Raw genomic sequence first — 18,073 nt, 5'->3', positions numbered from 1 at the left:
ATATAAGCATATAAAAATGAGTGGCGCTATTCAGCGTGGCTATTTAGAATCGCCTCCCATGAAAACTGAGACATTAGCCGTAAAATTTGTTGCTATCACCGCAGACGAAGCGGGGCAACGCATTGATAACTTTTTGCGTACGCAGTTGAAGGGCGTACCGAAGAGCATGATCTACCGTATTTTGCGTAAAGGCGAAGTACGTGTGAATAAAAAGCGCGTAAAACCAGAATATAAACTGGAAGATGGCGATGAAATTCGTATCCCGCCGGTACGCGTAGCCGAAAAAGAAGAAGAGGCGGTTTCGCCGCACCTGCAAAAGGTAGCCCAGCTTAATGACGTCATTCTCTACGAAGATGATCATATTCTGGTGCTGAATAAACCCTCCGGCACCGCGGTACACGGCGGCAGCGGCCTCAGTTTCGGCGTCATCGAAGGGCTGCGTGCGTTGCGCCCGGAAGCGCGCTTCCTCGAACTGGTTCATCGCCTCGATCGCGACACCTCCGGCGTGCTGCTGGTGGCGAAAAAACGCTCGGCGCTGCGTTCGCTCCATGAGCAGCTGCGCGGTAAAGAGATGCAGAAAGATTACCTGGCACTGGTGCGCGGGCAGTGGCAATCCCACGTGAAAACCGTACAGGCACCGCTGCTGAAAAATATTCTGCAGAGCGGCGAGCGCATTGTGCGTGTTAACAGCGAAGGCAAACCGTCGGAAACGCGCTTCAAGGTGGAAGAGCGCTACGCGTTCGCCACGCTGGTACGTTGCAGCCCGGTGACGGGGCGTACGCATCAGATCCGCGTCCATACCCAGCATGCCGGGCATCCGATTGCCTTTGACGATCGCTACGGCGACCGCGAGTTTGATAAGCAGCTTGCCTCAACGGGCTTATCACGCCTCTTCCTGCATGCGGCGGCGCTGAAGTTTACTCACCCGGCAACCGGCGAGACGCTGCGCATCGAAGCGCCCCTCGACAATGCCCTGAAGCACTGCCTGACGACGCTGCGTAACGCAAAATAAGCTCTCTCCCCTCCGTTGCGGAGGGGATCGCTTACGGCTTCAGCCACCTGTCCAGCCACGGAAAGACCTCATCCTGCTGCTGCTGATAAAAAACATGGCCCAGTTCGGGCCAGCTTTTGGTCACCAGTTTCTCATCGGCATGCTGCGACGCCCAGACGCGGTGCACTTTCTCAAAGGCCTCTTCGACCGCTTGCGGCGGGAAGAGCTTATCTTTGCCGCCGCTGAAGATCAGCATCGGCTTTGGTGCCGCGAGACTGGCGATATCGGGAATATCCATCAGCGCCGGCATACCGGGATGCAGCATATAAAAGGCTGACTGCCCGCGCAGCACATTATTCCCGGGCTGCATCAGGCCGTTGTAAGTGCCGAACCACGAAATCACCGCCGTTGCGGCCACCTTGTCACTAAGGGCAGCCAGTTGCCAGGCGCGGAACCCGCCCATGGAGAAGCCCAGCACGCCGACGCGTTTACTGTCGACGCCCGCATGCGCGGCGATAAAATCGACGGTGCGCATATCTTCATACGCCACTTCGCCCGCAAGTGAACGGCCCAGGTTGAAGTAGTTGCTGGCCAGCGCCTGCTGTTGTTCATAGACCATTGGCCCGCGATCGCCCCAGCCGGGGCTGTCGATAGCGATAACCGCATACCCGCGCTGTGCCAGCTCGTCGCCAATAAATTTTCCGCTAAAGAATTTATCCGCCCACGCCTGCGCACTGGCGAGCTTTTTGGCGTCATTCCACGGTCGGATTAATTTCTCTTTGCCAATATCAAACTTCGAACCGTGATCGTGCAGAAGCACCACCGCCGGATGCGGGCCGGGCGTTTTCGGCATCAGCAGCAGGGCTGAAATGCGGTTGTCGTCGGTAATGTTCAGCGCCAGTTTTTCGGCGGTGTAGCTGCCGCGATCCTCTTTGCTTATTGTCTCGGGCGCGAAGATTTTGCTGGCATCGGGGGTGAGCAGGGCGGCGCGAAAGCGTTGACGGCCCTCTGTTTGCCATTGATTAAAATCAGAGTAGTGGCCGGAGAGCCAGGAGTCGGGGTAGGGCATTTGCGCTTTCAGCGCGGGCCAGCTCGCCGGGAGATTGCCTTCGACGACGCCCTCGGTTTGCCACGTCTCTTGCGCGCTGGCCGTAGCGGAAATCAATAACGCGGCGGCCAGCGCCATTTTGCACGACATCTTCATCAGCATCCCTCAAATTAAAACGGTGTTTTAATATTGAGAGAGACTCTACAGGTCGTTTACTAAACAATCTGTGATCGCTTAAGCATTAGCTTAACAACGGGTTGCGCTCCTCACGGCGCAGCATCTGGCACAGCGCAATCAGCGGTAGCCCGACCAGCGTATTCGGATCGCGCCCCTCAAGCCGCTCGAACAGGGCGATGCCCAGCCCTTCGCTTTTAAAACTGCCGGCACAATTAAGCGGGCGCTCTTTGCGCACGTAGTCGTCAATCTCCTGCTCATTTAAATGACGGAAATGGACGTCGAAGGGTTCACACTCCGTTTGCAAATGTCCGGTTGCCGAATTAAACAGCGCAAGTCCCGTATAGAAGGTGAGAATATTTCCGCTCGCTTTCAGCAATTGCTGGCGTGCATTCTCTTCCGTATGCGGTTTGCCGTTAATTTCGCCATTTAATACGCACACCTGATCGGAGCCAATTATCAGGTGATGTGGATATTTTTCCGCCAGCGACTGCGCTTTTTGCTGAGCAAGGCGCAGCACGAGGTGGCGGGGCGTTTCACCGGGATGCGGTGTTTCGTCCGTTTGCGGCGCTGCACACTCAAAGGGGAGGCCGAGTTTTTCCAGCAGCGCGCGACGATAGGGTGAAGTTGAAGCAAGAATAAGAGGAGACATATTTTTTCCACCAAATATGGCTTAACGATGAGAGGCAAATTAAACTGTAGGCCGCAATGTGTGCGAATAATTGGCAAAAGGCAACCGCAGGCTGCCTTTTTCTTTGACTCTATGACGTTACAAAGTTAATATGCGCGCCCTATGCAAAAGGTAAAATTACCCCTGACTCTTGATCCGGTTCGTACCGCTCAAAAACGCCTTGATTATGAGGGTGTCTACACTCTCGATCAGGTCGAGCGCGTCGCCGATTCTGTTGTCAGCGTAGAAACTGATGTGGAGTGCTCCATGTCGTTTGCTATCGATAATCAGCGTCTGGCGGTGTTAACCGGCGATGCGAAGGTTACGGTAGCGCTCGAGTGCCAGCGCTGCGGGAAACCGTTCACCCATCACGTCTACACAACGTATTGTTTTAGTCCTGTGCGTTCAGACGAACAGGCTGAAGCACTGCCGGAAGCGTATGAGCCGATTGAGGTTAACGAATTCGGCGAAATCGATCTGCGGGCGTTGGTTGAGGATGAAATCATTCTCGCCTTGCCTGTAGTTCCGGTGCATGATTCTGAACACTGTGAAGTGTCCGAGGCGGACATGGTCTTTGGGGAATTGCCTGATGAAGCGCAAAAACCCAATCCATTTGCCGTATTAGCCAGCTTAAAGCGTAAGTAATTGAGGAGTAAGGTCCATGGCCGTACAACAGAATAAACCAACCCGTTCCAAACGTGGCATGCGTCGTTCCCATGACGCGCTGACCGCAGTCACCAGCCTGTCTGTAGACAAAACTTCTGGTGAAACCCACCTGCGTCACCACATGACCGCTGACGGTTTCTACCGCGGTCGCAAGGTTATCACTAAGTAATCACGCGCAAGCGTGATGAAGCTTAGTGAGGCTTTCCCCGCTCAGGCGGGGATAAACCGAACCAGGCTCTGACGATACCTTGACACGTCTAACCCTGGCGTTAGATGTCATGGGGGGCGATTTTGGCCCCTCCGTGACAGTGCCTGCAGCTTTGCAGGCACTGAATTCTAATTCGCAACTCACTCTCCTGTTAGTCGGCGATCCCGACGCAATCACGCCATTACTTGCCAAAGCTGATTTCGAGCAGCGCTCTCGCCTGCTTGTTGTTCCTGCACAGTCAGTTGTTGCCAGTGATGCGCGCGCGGCGCAGGCGATCCGTAATAGTCGTGGTACGTCAATGCGTATCGCGCTGGAGCTGGTGAAAGAGGGGCGCGCCCAGGCCTGCGTCAGCGCAGGTAATACCGGGGCGTTGATGGGGCTGGCGAAACTGCTGCTTAAACCCCTCGACGGTATTGAGCGTCCGGCGCTGGTGACGGTATTGCCGCATCAGCAAAAGGGCAGAACCGTGGTGCTCGATCTGGGTGCGAATGTCGATTGCGACAGCACGATGCTGGCACAATTCGCCGTAATGGGTGCCGTCATGGCGGAGGAGATCCTGGAGATCGCCAACCCGCGGGTCGCTCTGCTCAATATTGGTGAAGAGGAGAGCAAAGGCCATGACAATATCCGCGAAGCTGCCGCGTTGTTACGCGAAGCGCCATCCATCAACTACATTGGTTACCTGGAAGCGAACGAATTATTAACCGGCAAGACGGATGTGCTGGTGTGTGACGGTTTCACGGGAAACGTCACGCTAAAAACCATGGAAGGGGTTGTCAGAATGTTTCTTTCGCTGCTGAAATCGCAGGGCGAAGGGAAAAAAAGGGCGTGGTGGCTCATCTTACTCAAACGTTGGTTACAAAAAAGTCTGATAAGTCGATTCAGCCACCTCAACCCCGACCAGTATAATGGTGCCTGTCTGTTAGGATTGCGCGGCACAGTGATTAAAAGTCACGGCGCAGCCAATCAGCGCGCGTTTTGCGTCGCGATTGAGCAGGCAGTGCAGGCGGTGCAGCGGCAAGTCCCACAGCGGATTGCCGCTCGCCTGGAATCTGTGTACATCGCGTCGGCTTCGTCTGCACTGGGCGACGAAAGCAAGAACGTATGTATATTATCCAAGAGTGACTGAGCGCACATGTATACAAAGATTATTGGTACCGGCAGCTATCTGCCAGAACAGGTTCGAACAAACGCCGATTTAGAAAAAATGGTCGATACCTCCGACGAGTGGATTGTCACGCGTACGGGTATCCGTGAGCGTCGTATTGCTGCGGCAAACGAGACTGTATCGACTATGGGCTTTGAGGCCGCTAAACGCGCGCTCGAGATGGCCGGCATCGATAACGATCAGATTGGCTTAATCATTGTCGCAACCACTTCAGCGACCCACGCTTTCCCAAGCGCTGCCTGCCAGATTCAGAATATGCTGGGAATTAAAGGCTGCCCGGCGTTTGACGTTGCCGCCGCCTGCGCAGGTTTTACTTATGCCCTGAGCATTGCCGATCAGTACATTAAATCCGGTGCGGTAAAACATGCGCTGGTGATCGGCTCCGATGCGCTGGCGCGCACGCTCGATCCGGAAGATCGCGGTACGATTATCCTCTTCGGTGACGCTGCGGGCGCTGCCGTGCTGGGCGCTTCAGAAGAGCCGGGCATTATCTCCACGCATATGCACGCTGACGGAAGCTATGGCGAACTGCTGACGCTGCCGAATCTCGATCGCGTAAACCCGGAAAATCCGACCTATTTAACGATGGCGGGTAACGAAGTCTTTAAAGTTGCCGTCACCGAACTGGCGCATATTGTTGACGAAACGTTGGCTGCCAACAACCTTGAGCGCAGCGAGCTGGACTGGCTGGTGCCGCATCAGGCGAACCTGCGTATTATCAGCGCGACGGCGAAAAAACTCGGCATGTCGATGGATAATGTGGTGGTTACACTCGATCGTCATGGCAATACGTCTGCCGCCTCCGTGCCTTGCGCACTGGATGAAGCGGTGCGTGACGGGCGCATCAAAGCTGGCCAGCTGATCCTGCTTGAAGCCTTTGGCGGCGGGTTCACCTGGGGCTCTGCGCTGGTACGTTTCTGAGTATAAGGACAAAAAAATGACGCAATTCGCATTTGTGTTTCCGGGGCAGGGCTCCCAGACTGTCGGCATGCTGGCCGACATGGCTGCCACCTGGCCGGTTATCGAAGAGACTTTCCAGGAAGCTTCAGCGGTGCTGGGCTACGATCTCTGGGCGCTGGTTCAACAAGGCCCGGCGGAAGAGCTGAATAAAACCTGGCAGACGCAGCCTGCGCTGTTGACGGCCTCCGTCGCGCTGTGGCGCGTATGGCAGCAGCAGGGCGGCAAAGCACCTGCGCTGATGGCGGGTCACAGCCTTGGCGAATACTCTGCGCTGGTTTGCGCGGGCGTGATCGCCTTTGCTGACGCGGTTCGCCTGGTTGAACTGCGCGGTAAGTTTATGCAGGATGCCGTTCCGGCAGGTACCGGTGCGATGTCCGCAATTATCGGTCTTGATGACGCCGCAATTGCACAGGCGTGTGAAGCCGCTGCTGAAGGGCAGGTCGTCTCGCCGGTAAACTATAACTCACCGGGTCAGGTGGTGATTGCGGGTCATAAAGAAGCCGTTGAGCGCGCGGGGGCTGCCTGTAAAGCCGCTGGTGCAAAACGTGCGCTGCCGCTGCCGGTAAGCGTTCCTTCCCACTGCGCGTTGATGAAACCTGCGGCGGAGAAACTGGCTGCTGAGCTCAGCAATATTACTTTTAATGCGCCGCAGATCCCTGTCGTGAATAACGTCGACGTGGCGTGTGAAACGACACCGGAAGCGATTCGCGATGCGCTGGTGCGCCAGCTCTACAGCCCGGTTCAATGGACCAAAAGCGTTGAGTTTATGGCGTCGCAGGGCATTGAGCACCTGTATGAAGTGGGCCCGGGTAAAGTCCTCACCGGCCTGACTAAACGTATTGTTGACACCCTGACAGCCTCGGCGTTGAACGAGCCGGCGGCCATGTCAGAGGCTCTTGCGCAATAAAAGAGGAAGACCATGAGTTTTGAAGGAAAAATCGCGCTGGTTACCGGTGCAAGCCGCGGCATTGGCCGCGCAATCGCCGAAACCCTCGTCGCCCGCGGCGCGAAGGTGATTGGTACTGCGACCAGCGAAAGTGGCGCGCAGGCAATCAGCGATTATCTGGGTGCGAACGGTAAAGGTCTGCAGTTAAATGTGACCGACCCTGCATCTATCGAATCTGTGCTGGAAAACATTCGCGCTGAGTTTGGCGAGGTCGATATTCTGGTGAATAACGCCGGGATCACCCGTGACAATCTGCTGATGCGTATGAAAGATGATGAGTGGAACGATATTATCGAGACCAATCTTTCATCTGTTTTCCGTCTGTCAAAAGCGGTAATGCGAGCTATGATGAAAAAGCGTCATGGGCGTATTATCACTATCGGTTCTGTGGTTGGTACCATGGGAAATGCCGGTCAGGCCAACTACGCTGCGGCGAAAGCGGGTCTTATCGGTTTTAGTAAATCGCTGGCGCGTGAAGTTGCGTCCCGCGGTATTACAGTAAACGTTGTTGCTCCGGGTTTTATTGAAACGGACATGACGCGTGCGCTATCTGACGATCAGCGTGCGGGTATTCTGGCGCAAGTGCCTGCAGGCCGCCTCGGCGGTGCGCAGGAAATCGCCAGCGCGGTTGCATTTTTAGCCTCTGACGAGGCGGGTTACATCACTGGTGAAACCCTGCACGTCAACGGCGGAATGTATATGGTTTGACCACGATGAAATTTATTTGCGTTATTGGGGTGAAAGGCCTCAAAATAGCGTAAAATCGTGGTACGAACTGCCGGGATTTAGTTGCAAATTTTTCAACATTTTATACACTACGAAAACCATCGCGAAAGCGAGTTTTGATAGGAAATTTAAGAGTATGAGCACTATCGAAGAACGCGTTAAGAAAATTATCGGCGAGCAGCTGGGCGTTAAGCAGGAAGAAGTTACCAACAATGCTTCCTTCGTTGAGGACCTGGGCGCTGATTCTCTTGACACCGTTGAGCTGGTAATGGCTCTGGAAGAAGAGTTTGATACTGAGATTCCGGACGAAGAAGCTGAGAAGATCACTACCGTTCAGGCTGCCATTGATTACATCAACGGCCACCAGGCGTAAGTGAACATCTCCAGGCGGTCATTCGACCGCCTGAGTTTTATCTAAGCAATCTCACGAATCTCTTTTTTTATCCCTCCCTGGAGGACAAACGTGTCTAAGCGTCGTGTAGTTGTGACCGGACTTGGCATGTTGTCTCCTGTCGGCAATACCGTAGAGTCTACCTGGAAAGCTCTCCTTGCCGGTCAGAGTGGCATCAGCCTGATCGACCATTTCGATACTAGCGCCTATGCAACCAAATTTGCTGGCTTAGTAAAGGATTTTAACTGTGAAGATTACATTTCGCGCAAAGAACAGCGCAAAATGGACGACTTCATTCAATATGGAATTGTCGCTGGTATTCAGGCCATGCAGGATTCCGGCCTGGAAGTAACAGAAGAAAACGCCTCGCGTATTGGCGCGGCGATTGGTTCTGGCATTGGTGGTCTCGGACTGATCGAAGAAAACCACAGCTCCCTCGTTAAGGGTGGGCCGCGTAAAATCAGCCCGTTCTTCGTTCCATCGACCATTGTGAATATGGTGGCTGGCCATTTGACCATTATGTTTGGTCTGCAAGGCCCCAGCATTTCAATTGCGACTGCCTGTACATCAGGCGTGCATAACATTGGTCACGCCGCGCGTATCATTGCCTATGGCGATGCCGATGCGATGCTGGCAGGTGGTGCGGAAAAAGCAAGTACGCCGCTTGGCGTTGGTGGTTTTGGCGCAGCGCGCGCGCTCTCCACGCGTAACGATAATCCGCAGGCCGCAAGCCGCCCGTGGGATAAAGACCGTGATGGTTTTGTCCTCGGCGATGGCGCAGGCATCATCATGCTGGAAGAGTACGAACACGCGAAGAAGCGCGGTGCGAAAATTTATGCTGAAATCATCGGTTTTGGCATGAGCAGCGATGCTTACCACATGACTTCTCCGCCGGAAAACGGCGCGGGTGCGGCGAAAGCGATGATTCATGCGCTTCGCGATGCGGGCATTGAGCCGTCTCAGATTGGCTACGTAAACGCACACGGCACTTCAACACCTGCGGGCGATAAAGCCGAAGCGCAGGCAGTGAAGTCCGTATTCGGCGACGCAGCTTACAGCGTGATGGTCAGCTCGACCAAATCCATGACCGGCCACCTGCTCGGTGCGGCGGGTGCAGTAGAATCTATCTACTCCATCCTGGCACTGCGCGACCAGGCTGTACCGCCAACCATCAACCTCGATAACCCGGATGAGGGTTGCGACCTTGATTTCGTGCCGCATGAGGCGCGTCAGGTTAGCGGTCTGGAGTACACCCTGTGTAACTCCTTCGGCTTCGGTGGTACCAACGGCTCGCTGATCTTCAAAAAAGTGTGATCAACCTGCCGTATAAAGGCCCGCTTGCGGGCCTTTTCTATTCTGATTTATCCCCCTTGTCCTCGGCTTTTCATCCTGCCAAACTGTCTGCCTATGCATACAAGGAGTCGCTATGTTCTTGATTAATGGCACAGAGCAGGCCTCGCTTGCGGCCAATGACCGGGCGACGCAGTTTGGCGACGGCTGTTTTACTACCGCACGTATTATCGACGGGCAGATCCAGTTTGCCGCCGCTCACCAGCAGCGCCTGCGTCAGGGATGCGAGCGCTTAGCGATCCCTTTTGCTGAATGGTCTGCACTTGAGCAGGAGATGACCATGCTGGCGAAAGAGCACGATGAAGGCGTCATCAAAGCGGTGATCTCGCGCGGCGTGGGTGGGCGCGGCTACAGCCCGGCCAACTGTTCTGCGCCGACGCGCATTGTCTCCTTTGCACCGAGGCCCGTGCACTATGCGCGCTGGCAGCAGGAGGGGGTCTCCCTTGCGCTCAGTGAGATCCGTCTGGGGCGCAATCCTGCGCTTGCCGGTATCAAACACCTTAACCGGCTGGAGCAGGTGCTTATTCGCCTCGGGCTTGAACAAACCGATGCCGATGACGCACTGGTGCTCGACAGCGACGGCTGGATCACCGAGTGCAGTGCGGGAAATATCTTCTGGCGACAGGGTAAAACGGTGTTCACCCCCAGGCTCGATCAGGCGGGTGTGGATGGCATTATGCGGCAATACTGCCTGCGCCAGCTGGCATCTTCTACGTTTAACGTTGTCGAAGTGAACGCCGGGCTCGATGCGCTGGCACTGGCAGACGAAGCCATTATTTGTAACGCGCTGATGCCGGTTGTGCCGGTTCGCCAGTGGGCGGACAGGCAGTGGCAGGCGCGCGATCTGTACCATTTTTTAGCCCCTCTTTGTGAGCGCATAAATCCATTATGAAAAAACTCTTTGGCGTTGTACTCATTCTGCTCGCAGTACTGGTTATTGCCGCAGGCGCTGGTGCCTGGAAGGTGCGGCAGCTGGCCGACAGCAAAATATTGATCAAAGACGAAACCATCTTCACCCTGCCGGCTGGCACCGGGCGCACAACGCTGGGCGAGCTGCTCTATCGCGAAAAGGTGATTAATCGCCCGCGCGTGTTCCAGTGGTTACTGCGCCTGGAGCCCGATCTCTCACACTTCAAAGCCGGGACCTACCGCTTCACGCCCAATATGACCGTGCGTGAGATGATGCAGCTGTTGGAAAGCGGTAAAGAGGCGCAATTCCCGCTGCGTTTCGTTGAGGGGATGCGGTTAAGCGATTACCTGAAACAGCTGCGCGACGCGCCATACATCAAACACACGCTGAAAGATGATGACTACGCGACCGTGGCGCAGGCGATAAAAATGGCGCACCCGGAGTGGGTCGAAGGGTGGTTCTGGCCTGACACGTGGATGTACACCGCCAATACCACCGATGTTGCGCTGTTGAAACGTGCGCATCAAAAAATGGTGCAGGCCGTTGCCCGCGCCTGGGAAGGGCGCGCTGAAGGTCTGCCCTATAAAGATGAAAATCAGCTGGTTACCATGGCCTCGATTATTGAGAAAGAGACCGCCGTCGCCGGTGAGCGCGACCGGGTGGCCTCGGTGTTTATTAACCGGCTGCGCATCGGGATGCGTCTGCAGACCGATCCGACGGTAATCTACGGGATGGGGGCGCGATATAGTGGTAAGCTGTCGCGCGCCGATCTGGAGGCACCGACGGATTACAACACCTATGTGATCAACGGCCTGCCGCCGGGGCCAATTGCCACGCCGGGTGAGGCCTCTCTGAAAGCCGCGGCGCATCCGGCAAAAACGCCATATCTCTATTTTGTTGCCGACGGTAAAGGCGGACATACGTTTAACACCAATCTCGCCAGTCATAACCGATCGGTGCAGGAGTACCTGAAAGTACTTAAGGAAAAAAATGGGCAGTAAATACATCGTCATTGAAGGGCTGGAAGGCGCGGGTAAAACCACCGCGCGGGATGTCATTGTTGATACGCTGAAGACGCTCGGCGTTGGCGACATGGTGTTTACCCGCGAGCCGGGCGGCACGCTGCTGGCGGAAAAACTGCGCAGCCTGGTGCTGGATATCCGCTCCGTCGGGGATGAAGTGATCACCGATAAAGCCGAAGTGCTGATGTTTTACGCCGCCCGCGTTCAGCTGGTGGAGACGGTTATCAAACCCGCGCTGGCGCGCGGAAGCTGGGTCATTGGCGATCGCCACGATCTCTCCACCCAGGCCTACCAGGGCGGCGGGCGCGGTATTGATCAAACCCTGCTCACCACGCTGCGCGACGCGGTGCTCGGCGATTTCCGCCCTGATTTAACCCTTTATCTTGATGTAACGCCGGAAGTGGGCCTTAAACGCGCCCGTGCGCGCGGCGAGCTTGACCGCATTGAGCAGGAGTCACTCGATTTCTTCAACCGTACGCGCGCCCGCTATCTGGAACTGGCGGAACAGGATCCGAGTATTCGTACCATTGATGCCACCCAGTCGCTGGAAGAGGTTGTAGCCGATATTCGCCGCACCGTCACCACATGGGTGGAGGAGCAGGGCGCATGAAATGGTATCCGTGGCTACGGCCGGACTTTGAACAACTGGTCGCCAGTTATCAGAGCGGGCGCGGGCACCACGCGTTACTGATCCACGCCCTGGAAGGGATGGGCGACGATGCGCTGATCTACGCCATCAACCGCCTGCTGCTCTGCCAGACGCCGCAAGGAAATAAAAGCTGCGGTCACTGTCGCGGCTGCGAATTAATGCAGGCGGGTACCCACCCCGATTATTACGTGCTTGCGCCGGAGAAAGGGAAGTCGACGCTGGGTATTGATGCGGTGCGTGAAGTGAATGAAAAGTTGTACGAGCACGCCCGGCTCGGCGGCGCAAAAGTCGTCTGTCTGCCGGACGCCGCACAGCTCAGCGACGCCGCCGCCAACGCGTTACTGAAAACGCTGGAAGAGCCGCCGGCGCAGACATGGTTTTTCCTCGCCTGCCGCGAGCCCGTGCGGCTGCTGCCCACTCTGCGTAGCCGCTGTCGTATGCATCACTTAGCGCCGCCCGCAGAGAATTACGCCGCGACGTGGCTTTCGCGTGAAGTGACAATGTCACAAGATGCGATTCTCACCGCGCTGCGCCTCTCGGCCGGCTCGCCAGGCGCTGCCCAAATGTTGTTGCAGGATGATAAGTGGAAGCAGCGCCAGGCGCTGTGCGAGGCGGCAAACGCAGCGCTTACCGGCGGTGACTGGCTGGCAGTGCTGCCCGCGCTTAATCATGACAATGCCCCGGAGCGCCTGCAGTGGCTCGCTTCGCTGATCCTCGATGCGCTGAAGCTGCAGCAAGGCGCAACACTCGTCACCAATGTTGATGCTCCGGCGCTGGTGCAGGGTTTCGCCCACCAGTGGCGCAGCGACACGCTGCATGCGCTTTTACATGCGCTGTTTACCTGCCGCGAGCAGTTGCTGAGCGTTGTTGGCGTTAACCGCGAACTGCTGCTGACCGATTTACTGTTAAACGTGGAGCGTTACCTGCACTCCGGCGTGACGCTTCCTGTATCCCATCTATAAGAGAGACATTATGTTTTTAGTCGACTCGCACTGCCATCTCGATGGCCTTAACTATGAAACGCTGCATAAAAATGTGGACGATGTGCTGGCGAAAGCCGCCGCGCGCGATGTGAAGTTCTGCCTCGCGGTCGCCACGACGCTGCCCGGATACCGGTCAATGCGTGAATTAGTCGGCGAGCGTGAGAATGTGGTCTTCTCCTGCGGCGTACATCCGCTCAACCAGGATGAAGAGTACGAGATGGAAACCCTGCGCCAGCTGGCGGCAGAAGAGGGTGTGGTGGCAATGGGTGAAACCGGCCTCGACTACTTCTATACCCCGGAAACCAAGCCGCGCCAGCAGGACTCTTTCCGCAACCATATCCGCATTGGGCGTGAGCTGAATAAACCGGTGATTGTGCATACGCGTGACGCGCGCGCCGATACGCTGGCGATTTTACAAGAAGAGAAGGTGCAGGATTGCGGCGGCGTACTACACTGCTTTACCGAAGATCGTGAAACGGCCGGTAAGCTGCTGGATATGGGTTTTTATATCTCTTTTTCCGGCATCGTCACTTTCCGTAACGCCGAGCAGTTACGCGACGCCGCGCGCTATGTGCCGCTCGATCGCCTGCTGGTGGAGACCGATTCGCCTTATCTGGCACCGGTGCCGCACCGCGGGAAAGAGAACCAGCCTGCCATGACGCGCGATGTTGCAGAGTATATGGCGGTGCTGAAGGGCGTCTCCATTGAAGAGCTTGCCCAACAGACGACGCAAAACTTTGCCCGCCTGTTCCATATCGCCCCGTCGCGTCTGCATATAGCATGAAAAGCAGCTTATTTTAGTACTCGTAATTAATACCCGATAAGAGTAAAGTTCACCGCCATAAAATGGGCGGTGACGGTTACAATTTGACCTAAAAAGAGCGGCAAATGTAAGCCAATGTGACTTTTCTTATTAGCGCTGGCTGAAACGTGATAGCGGTCAAACAAACCTGAAACGATTTATTTTACTCTGTGTAATAAATAAAGGGCGCTTAGATGCCCTTCCCACGGCGCGGTTCTCCCCCCGTGCCAATGCGCGAAAGCGTAGAAAAAAGCACTAATACTCAGGAGCACTCTCAATTATGTTTAAGAATGCATTTGCTAACCTGCAGAAGGTCGGTAAATCGCTGATGCTGCCAGTATCCGTACTGCCTATCGCAGGTATCCTGCTGGGCGTCGGTTCTGCAAACTTCAGCTGGCTGCCAGAAGTGGTTTCCCATGTTATGGCCGAAGCGGGCGGTTCCGTTTTCGCCAACATGCCGCTGATCTTCGCGATCGGTGTGGCCCTTGGCTTCACCAATAACGACGGCGTTTCAGCGCTTGCCGCCGTTGTCGCCTACGGCATTATGGTTAAAACCATGGCGGTGGTTGCGCCGCTGGTTCTGCATTTACCTGCTGAAGAGATCGCGGCGAAACACCTGGCAGACACCGGTGTACTCGGCGGTATCATCTCTGGTGCGATCGCAGCGTATATGTTTAACCGCTTCTACCGTATCAAGCTGCCTGAGTATCTGGGCTTCTTCGCGGGTAAACGCTTTGTGCCGATCATCTCTGGTCTGGCAGCAATCTTCACCGGCGTGATCCTCTCCTTTATTTGGCCGCCGATCGGTACTGCTATCCAGACCTTTTCTCAGTGGGCTGCTTACCAGAACCCGGTTGTTGCGTTCGGTATTTATGGCTTCATCGAGCGCTGCCTGGTGCCGTTTGGTCTGCACCACATCTGGAACGTACCTTTCCAGATGCAGATTGGTGAATTCACCAACGCCGCAGGCCAGGTGTTCCACGGCGATATCCCGCGTTACATGGCAGGTGACCCGACCGCAGGTAAACTCTCCGGTGGCTTCCTGTTCAAAATGTACGGTCTGCCGGCTGCCGCGATTGCTATCTGGCACTCTGCGAAACCGGAAAACCGCGCGAAAGTGGGCGGTATCATGATCTCCGCCGCGCTGACCTCGTTCCTGACCGGTATCACCGAGCCGATCGAGTTCTCCTTTATGTTCGTGGCGCCGATTCTGTACGTTATCCATGCGATTCTGGCAGGCCTGGCCTTCCCGATCTGTATCCTGCTGGGTATGCGTGACGGTACGTCGTTCTCCCACGGTCTGATCGACTTTGTCGTGCTGAGCGGTAACAGCAGCAAACTGTGGCTGTTCCCGATCATCGGTATCTGCTACGCGGTGGTTTACTACACCGTCTTCCGTGTGCTGATTAAAGCGCTGGATCTGAAGACCCCGGGTCGTGAAGAGACTACCGAAGAGAGCAAAGCTGGCGTCACCAGCGAAATGGCTCCGGCTCTGGTTTCCGCGTTTGGCGGCAAAGAGAACATCACCAACCTCGATGCGTGTATCACGCGTCTGCGTGTCAGCGTGGCTGACGTAGCAAAAGTGGATCAGGCTGGCCTGAAGAAACTGGGCGCTGCGGGTGTGGTTGTTGCCGGTTCCGGCGTTCAGGCGATTTTCGGTACCAAATCCGATAACCTGAAAACCGAGATGGATGAGTACATCCGCAACAGCTAAGCCATAGTCTGGGGAGACTGAGGGAGCCTGATGGCTCCCTTTTTTATTGCCCTGCATTTGTAGGCCGGATAAGCGTTAGCGCCATCCGGCATTGCGGTTTTGCCGGATGGCGGCGTTGCCTTATCCGGCCTACAGGTAGCCAATAAAAAAGGAGCCCGCAGGCTCCTTTTGTTGACTAATGCGATATCAGAAGCGGTAATTGGCGCTCACTGAGAAGTTACGCGGCTCGCCATACACATAGGAGCGGCTGTCGACGTTGGTGTCATATTTCTTATCAAACAGGTTATCGATGTTCGCCTGCACCGAAAGCTGCTTAGTGACCTGGTAACGGGCGAAAAGGTCGACCAGCGCATAGCTGCCCTGTTCAGAGCGGAAGTTGCCGTTCGCAGTGCTGACATTCGCCCAGGTGCTGTTCTGCCAGTTTACGCCGCCGCCGACGGTTAACTCTTGCAGCATCGGCAGGCGATAGCTGGTGAAGGTTTTGATCGACGTACGCGGCAGGTTCGGGTTCACCGCATTGCCATCTTTATCATCGGCAACATAGCGTGTGGCGCCGAAAGTCATCTGCCAGTTGTCAGTCAGCGCGCCGTTAATTTCCAGCTCCACGCCTCTACTCACCGCGCCATCGACCGCTTCATACGCGCTTTCGCCGCTGGTGCCCGGCACCACGCCGCCGGTTGTCTGACCCAGGTTATCCTGCTCGATACGGAACACGGCGAGCGAAGCGGTTAAACGGCTGTTCATCCAGTCAGATTTCACGCCCAGCTCGTAGTTTTTCCCGGTGACCGGCGAGAGATATTTCCCCTGCGCGTCGCGGTACTCCTGCGGTTTAAAGATGGAGGTATAGCTGGCATAGGTCGACCAGGTATCGTTGATGTCGAAGATCAGGCCCGCATAGGGCGAGAGGTTATTCTTCTCCAGATCCTGCGTCAGCGTCTCAAGCTTGTATTTGGTATAACGCGCGCCCGCAATCAGATGCAGCGGATCGGCAAGTGAGATACGCGTTGCGAGGTAGGCTGACTGCTGACGAATAGTATCTTCCTGCGCCAGGCTCAGCGGCGCCCATTGTGTTTCCGGGTAGTTGCCGTTGAAGTTGCTGTAGTTGCCGAGCGAGGTATCGAGGATATTCTCCCACGAGCTAAAGTAGCGGTTATTTTGCTTGCTCAGATTGCCGCCGACCATCAGCTCATGCTGGCGGCCAAGCAGCTCATACGAGCCATTAGCAAAGGTATCCAGCGCATCGACTTTACGCATGCCGGTGTTATATCCGGTACCGCCAACATAGGGGTAAGAGGCACCATAAGGGCTGACCATCAGTCCGGTGGATTTATCGACCGTGCCGTCGACATAGAGCGCTTTACTGTCGAGCTGCGTCTCGGTATGGGTGCCGTTCACCGTCAGCAGCCAGTCACTGCCGAGACCCTGCTTCAGTGTCGCGAAGGTGCGTTTGGAGACTTTATTGTTATAGGCCCAATCCGGCGCGGTGCTGTCGCTGCGGCTCGGGTGGGTTTTTGTGCCGTCGGTATACCAGCGCGGCAAGCCGCCCCACGTTGGGCTATCAACGTCGGTCTCCTGGTAGTCATAGCCAACGGAGAAAGCGGTCGACGCAGTCAGATCGACATCCAGCACGCCGTAGAAGAACTTCTTCTCCTGGCTGTAGCGGTCAAGCCAGCTGTCATTATGCTGGTAACCGGCCACCGCACGGCCACGGATCCTGCCATCTTCCGTCAGCGGCGTGGAGACGTCCGCCACGTAACGCTGTTTATTCCAGCTGCCATATTCGGCCGAAACGTTTGAGGTAAATTCGCGGCTGTCGGCGTGCTTGCGCACCATATTTACCGAGGCGGAAGGGTTGCCCGCTCCGGTCATCAGCCCGGTTGCGCCGCGTACCACTTCAATACGCTCATACATAGCGGTATCGGAGAGCGCATCGCCCAGGTTCCAGCGGGTTTCAAAAATCGTCGGGATGCCATCGACCATATAGTTATCAATCAGGAATCCGCGCGAGTAGTAGGTGCTGCGATCGGAGTCTGCCGCGCTCTCGAACACACCCGTGGTATTTTTCAGCACGTCGCCGAGGGTTTCCAGCTGCTGATCCTTCATCCGCTGTTGGGTGGTAATGCTGATAGATTGAGGAATATCGCGCTGCACCAGCGTCATTTTGGTGCCTGCCGCAGTCGTCTGCGTATTGTAATCCTGTTCGGTCAGAGCACGGGTGTCGGCAGCACTGGTTCCTTCAACTACCACCGTCTCTTCACTGCCGGCGGCAAACGCGGTGGCCGGGGTGAGCGCAAAGGCAATGGCAACAGCCAGCAGGGAAGGGGCGGCCGTACAGGCGTGAGCGCCGAAGCGGCCATTCTGCGGGAAAGACATGATGAACCCTTAATGGTGTGTGAGCAGAACCCGCAGCCAATACGTTGCTGGCTGCGGGAAGTAAATGCGTCAGCGCGAAGCGCGCATGGAAATGCAAATGCGAAATATACGCATTCACTTAAGCGGTGTAAACAGATGTAATTATCGATTATGAAATGCGATTTCATGTGCGCCAGCCAGCGTCTGCGCCTGCCACAATCAGGCCAGGCGTAAAAGGGGAAAGAAAAACAGCGTTATAGTTGAAAGAACAAGAGAATCTCGATCATACTCTAGGGCACATAATTGACGACGACGGCGGGCCTGGCCCGCACTCAGAAAAGGA

18 protein-coding genes are annotated in these 18,073 nt (G+C 55.8%); 15 read left to right on the top strand and 3 right to left on the bottom strand.

Annotated elements, in window-relative coordinates; translation table 11 throughout:
• The first annotated feature begins 58 nt into the window (after positions 1-58).
• On the top strand, positions 59-1,012 hold the full coding sequence (rluC, locus tag N7V53_RS02030; RefSeq protein WP_023481636.1) for a 23S rRNA pseudouridine(955/2504/2580) synthase RluC: 954 nt from the start codon (positions 59-61) through the stop codon (positions 1,010-1,012).
• Positions 1,013-1,043: 31 nt separating this feature from the next.
• On the opposite strand, the gene N7V53_RS02025 is transcribed toward rluC, so the two are convergent.
• Together N7V53_RS02025 and N7V53_RS02020 are read right to left on the bottom strand one after the other, a co-directional pair.
• Positions 1,044-2,177, bottom strand: a complete 1,134-nt coding sequence (locus N7V53_RS02025; protein WP_279792706.1) for an alpha/beta fold hydrolase — start codon at positions 2,175-2,177, stop codon at positions 1,044-1,046.
• Between the two features lie 103 nt (positions 2,178-2,280).
• The gene (locus N7V53_RS02020) at positions 2,281-2,865 is read right to left on the bottom strand and encodes a Maf family protein (protein ID WP_279791826.1); all 585 of its coding nucleotides are present in this window, start codon (positions 2,863-2,865) and stop codon (positions 2,281-2,283) included.
• Between the two features lie 141 nt (positions 2,866-3,006).
• On the opposite strand from N7V53_RS02020, the gene yceD reads away from it, so the two are divergent.
• From yceD to ptsG, 14 genes are all read left to right on the top strand, one after another.
• Complete coding sequence (yceD, locus tag N7V53_RS02015; RefSeq protein ID WP_023481686.1) at positions 3,007-3,528, top strand: 23S rRNA accumulation protein YceD; 522 nt, start codon at positions 3,007-3,009, stop codon at positions 3,526-3,528.
• 16 nt (positions 3,529-3,544) lie between these two features.
• Entirely contained in the window at positions 3,545-3,718 is a 174-nt protein-coding gene (rpmF, locus tag N7V53_RS02010) for a 50S ribosomal protein L32 (RefSeq protein ID WP_006819481.1), read from the top strand.
• 79 nt (positions 3,719-3,797) lie between these two features.
• On the top strand, positions 3,798-4,886 hold the full coding sequence (gene plsX, locus N7V53_RS02005; RefSeq protein ID WP_080263017.1) for a phosphate acyltransferase PlsX: 1,089 nt from the start codon (positions 3,798-3,800) through the stop codon (positions 4,884-4,886).
• A 6-nt stretch (positions 4,887-4,892) separates the two neighbouring features.
• Positions 4,893-5,846 carry a beta-ketoacyl-ACP synthase III gene (locus N7V53_RS02000; RefSeq protein ID WP_023481420.1) on the top strand — a complete coding sequence of 318 codons (954 nt, stop codon included), beginning with the start codon at positions 4,893-4,895 and terminating at the stop codon, positions 5,844-5,846.
• A 16-nt stretch (positions 5,847-5,862) separates the two neighbouring features.
• Entirely contained in the window at positions 5,863-6,792 is a 930-nt protein-coding gene (fabD, locus tag N7V53_RS01995) for an ACP S-malonyltransferase (protein WP_023481388.1), read from the top strand.
• 12 nt (positions 6,793-6,804) lie between these two features.
• Positions 6,805-7,539 (top strand): 3-oxoacyl-ACP reductase FabG, encoded by a 735-nt coding sequence (fabG, locus tag N7V53_RS01990; RefSeq protein ID WP_023481790.1) that lies wholly within the window; start codon positions 6,805-6,807, stop codon positions 7,537-7,539.
• Between the two features lie 154 nt (positions 7,540-7,693).
• Positions 7,694-7,930, top strand: a complete 237-nt coding sequence (acpP, locus tag N7V53_RS01985; protein ID WP_000103754.1) for an acyl carrier protein — start codon at positions 7,694-7,696, stop codon at positions 7,928-7,930.
• A gap of 90 nt (positions 7,931-8,020) precedes the next feature.
• Positions 8,021-9,262 carry a beta-ketoacyl-ACP synthase II gene (gene fabF / locus N7V53_RS01980; protein ID WP_279791823.1) on the top strand — a complete coding sequence of 414 codons (1,242 nt, stop codon included), beginning with the start codon at positions 8,021-8,023 and terminating at the stop codon, positions 9,260-9,262.
• A 112-nt stretch (positions 9,263-9,374) separates the two neighbouring features.
• Positions 9,375-10,190, top strand: coding sequence for an aminodeoxychorismate lyase (pabC, locus tag N7V53_RS01975; RefSeq protein ID WP_279791822.1), 816 nt, complete (start codon positions 9,375-9,377; stop codon positions 10,188-10,190).
• Entirely contained in the window at positions 10,187-11,209 is a 1,023-nt protein-coding gene (yceG, locus tag N7V53_RS01970; protein WP_023481822.1) for a cell division protein YceG, read from the top strand. The genes pabC and yceG overlap by 4 nt, the downstream gene beginning before the upstream one ends.
• Entirely contained in the window at positions 11,199-11,840 is a 642-nt protein-coding gene (tmk, locus tag N7V53_RS01965) for a dTMP kinase (RefSeq protein ID WP_279791821.1), read from the top strand. Before yceG ends, tmk begins: the two co-directional genes overlap by 11 nt.
• Positions 11,837-12,841: a DNA polymerase III subunit delta' gene (holB, locus tag N7V53_RS01960; protein ID WP_279791820.1), complete on the top strand. Its 1,005-nt coding sequence runs from the start codon at positions 11,837-11,839 to the stop codon at positions 12,839-12,841. Before tmk ends, holB begins: the two co-directional genes overlap by 4 nt.
• Before the next feature lie 10 nt (positions 12,842-12,851).
• A complete protein-coding gene (locus N7V53_RS01955; protein ID WP_279791819.1) occupies positions 12,852-13,646 on the top strand; it encodes a metal-dependent hydrolase in 795 nt (264 codons plus the stop codon).
• A gap of 298 nt (positions 13,647-13,944) precedes the next feature.
• On the top strand, positions 13,945-15,378 hold the full coding sequence (ptsG, locus tag N7V53_RS01950) for a PTS glucose transporter subunit IIBC (protein WP_023481473.1): 1,434 nt from the start codon (positions 13,945-13,947) through the stop codon (positions 15,376-15,378).
• 186 nt (positions 15,379-15,564) lie between these two features.
• Here ptsG and fhuE read toward each other — a convergent pair whose 3' ends face one another.
• On the bottom strand, positions 15,565-17,751 hold the full coding sequence (gene fhuE / locus N7V53_RS01945) for a ferric-rhodotorulic acid/ferric-coprogen receptor FhuE (RefSeq protein ID WP_279791817.1): 2,187 nt from the start codon (positions 17,749-17,751) through the stop codon (positions 15,565-15,567).
• Positions 17,752-18,073: the final 322 nt, after the last annotated feature.

Origin of the sequence: Kosakonia sp. HypNH10 (assembly GCF_029850615.1) — a bacterium.
Taxonomy (GTDB): domain Bacteria; phylum Pseudomonadota; class Gammaproteobacteria; order Enterobacterales; family Enterobacteriaceae; genus Kosakonia; species Kosakonia cowanii.
Note: the sequence above shows the minus strand (reverse complement) of the source record. Positions and strands in the feature narration are given on the sequence as shown.

What these genes read in the sequence shown, in the direction of transcription:
- N7V53_RS02025 (WP_279792706.1), bottom strand. Translation starts at nt 2,177, where the DNA reads ATGGCGCTGGCCGCCGCGTTATTGATTTCCGCTACGGCCAGCGCGCAA.
- N7V53_RS02000 (WP_023481420.1), top strand. Translation starts at nt 4,893, where the DNA reads ATGTATACAAAGATTATTGGTACCGGCAGCTATCTGCCAGAACAGGTT.
- N7V53_RS01955 (WP_279791819.1), top strand. Translation starts at nt 12,852, where the DNA reads ATGTTTTTAGTCGACTCGCACTGCCATCTCGATGGCCTTAACTATGAA.
- tmk (WP_279791821.1), top strand. Translation starts at nt 11,199, where the DNA reads ATGGGCAGTAAATACATCGTCATTGAAGGGCTGGAAGGCGCGGGTAAA.
- fabG (WP_023481790.1), top strand. Translation starts at nt 6,805, where the DNA reads ATGAGTTTTGAAGGAAAAATCGCGCTGGTTACCGGTGCAAGCCGCGGC.
- holB (WP_279791820.1), top strand. Translation starts at nt 11,837, where the DNA reads ATGAAATGGTATCCGTGGCTACGGCCGGACTTTGAACAACTGGTCGCC.
- rluC (WP_023481636.1), top strand. Translation starts at nt 59, where the DNA reads ATGAAAACTGAGACATTAGCCGTAAAATTTGTTGCTATCACCGCAGAC.
- acpP (WP_000103754.1), top strand. Translation starts at nt 7,694, where the DNA reads ATGAGCACTATCGAAGAACGCGTTAAGAAAATTATCGGCGAGCAGCTG.
- fabD (WP_023481388.1), top strand. Translation starts at nt 5,863, where the DNA reads ATGACGCAATTCGCATTTGTGTTTCCGGGGCAGGGCTCCCAGACTGTC.
- yceD (WP_023481686.1), top strand. Translation starts at nt 3,007, where the DNA reads ATGCAAAAGGTAAAATTACCCCTGACTCTTGATCCGGTTCGTACCGCT.
- rpmF (WP_006819481.1), top strand. Translation starts at nt 3,545, where the DNA reads ATGGCCGTACAACAGAATAAACCAACCCGTTCCAAACGTGGCATGCGT.
- N7V53_RS02020 (WP_279791826.1), bottom strand. Translation starts at nt 2,865, where the DNA reads ATGTCTCCTCTTATTCTTGCTTCAACTTCACCCTATCGTCGCGCGCTG.
- yceG (WP_023481822.1), top strand. Translation starts at nt 10,187, where the DNA reads ATGAAAAAACTCTTTGGCGTTGTACTCATTCTGCTCGCAGTACTGGTT.
- ptsG (WP_023481473.1), top strand. Translation starts at nt 13,945, where the DNA reads ATGTTTAAGAATGCATTTGCTAACCTGCAGAAGGTCGGTAAATCGCTG.
- pabC (WP_279791822.1), top strand. Translation starts at nt 9,375, where the DNA reads ATGTTCTTGATTAATGGCACAGAGCAGGCCTCGCTTGCGGCCAATGAC.
- fhuE (WP_279791817.1), bottom strand. Translation starts at nt 17,751, where the DNA reads ATGTCTTTCCCGCAGAATGGCCGCTTCGGCGCTCACGCCTGTACGGCC.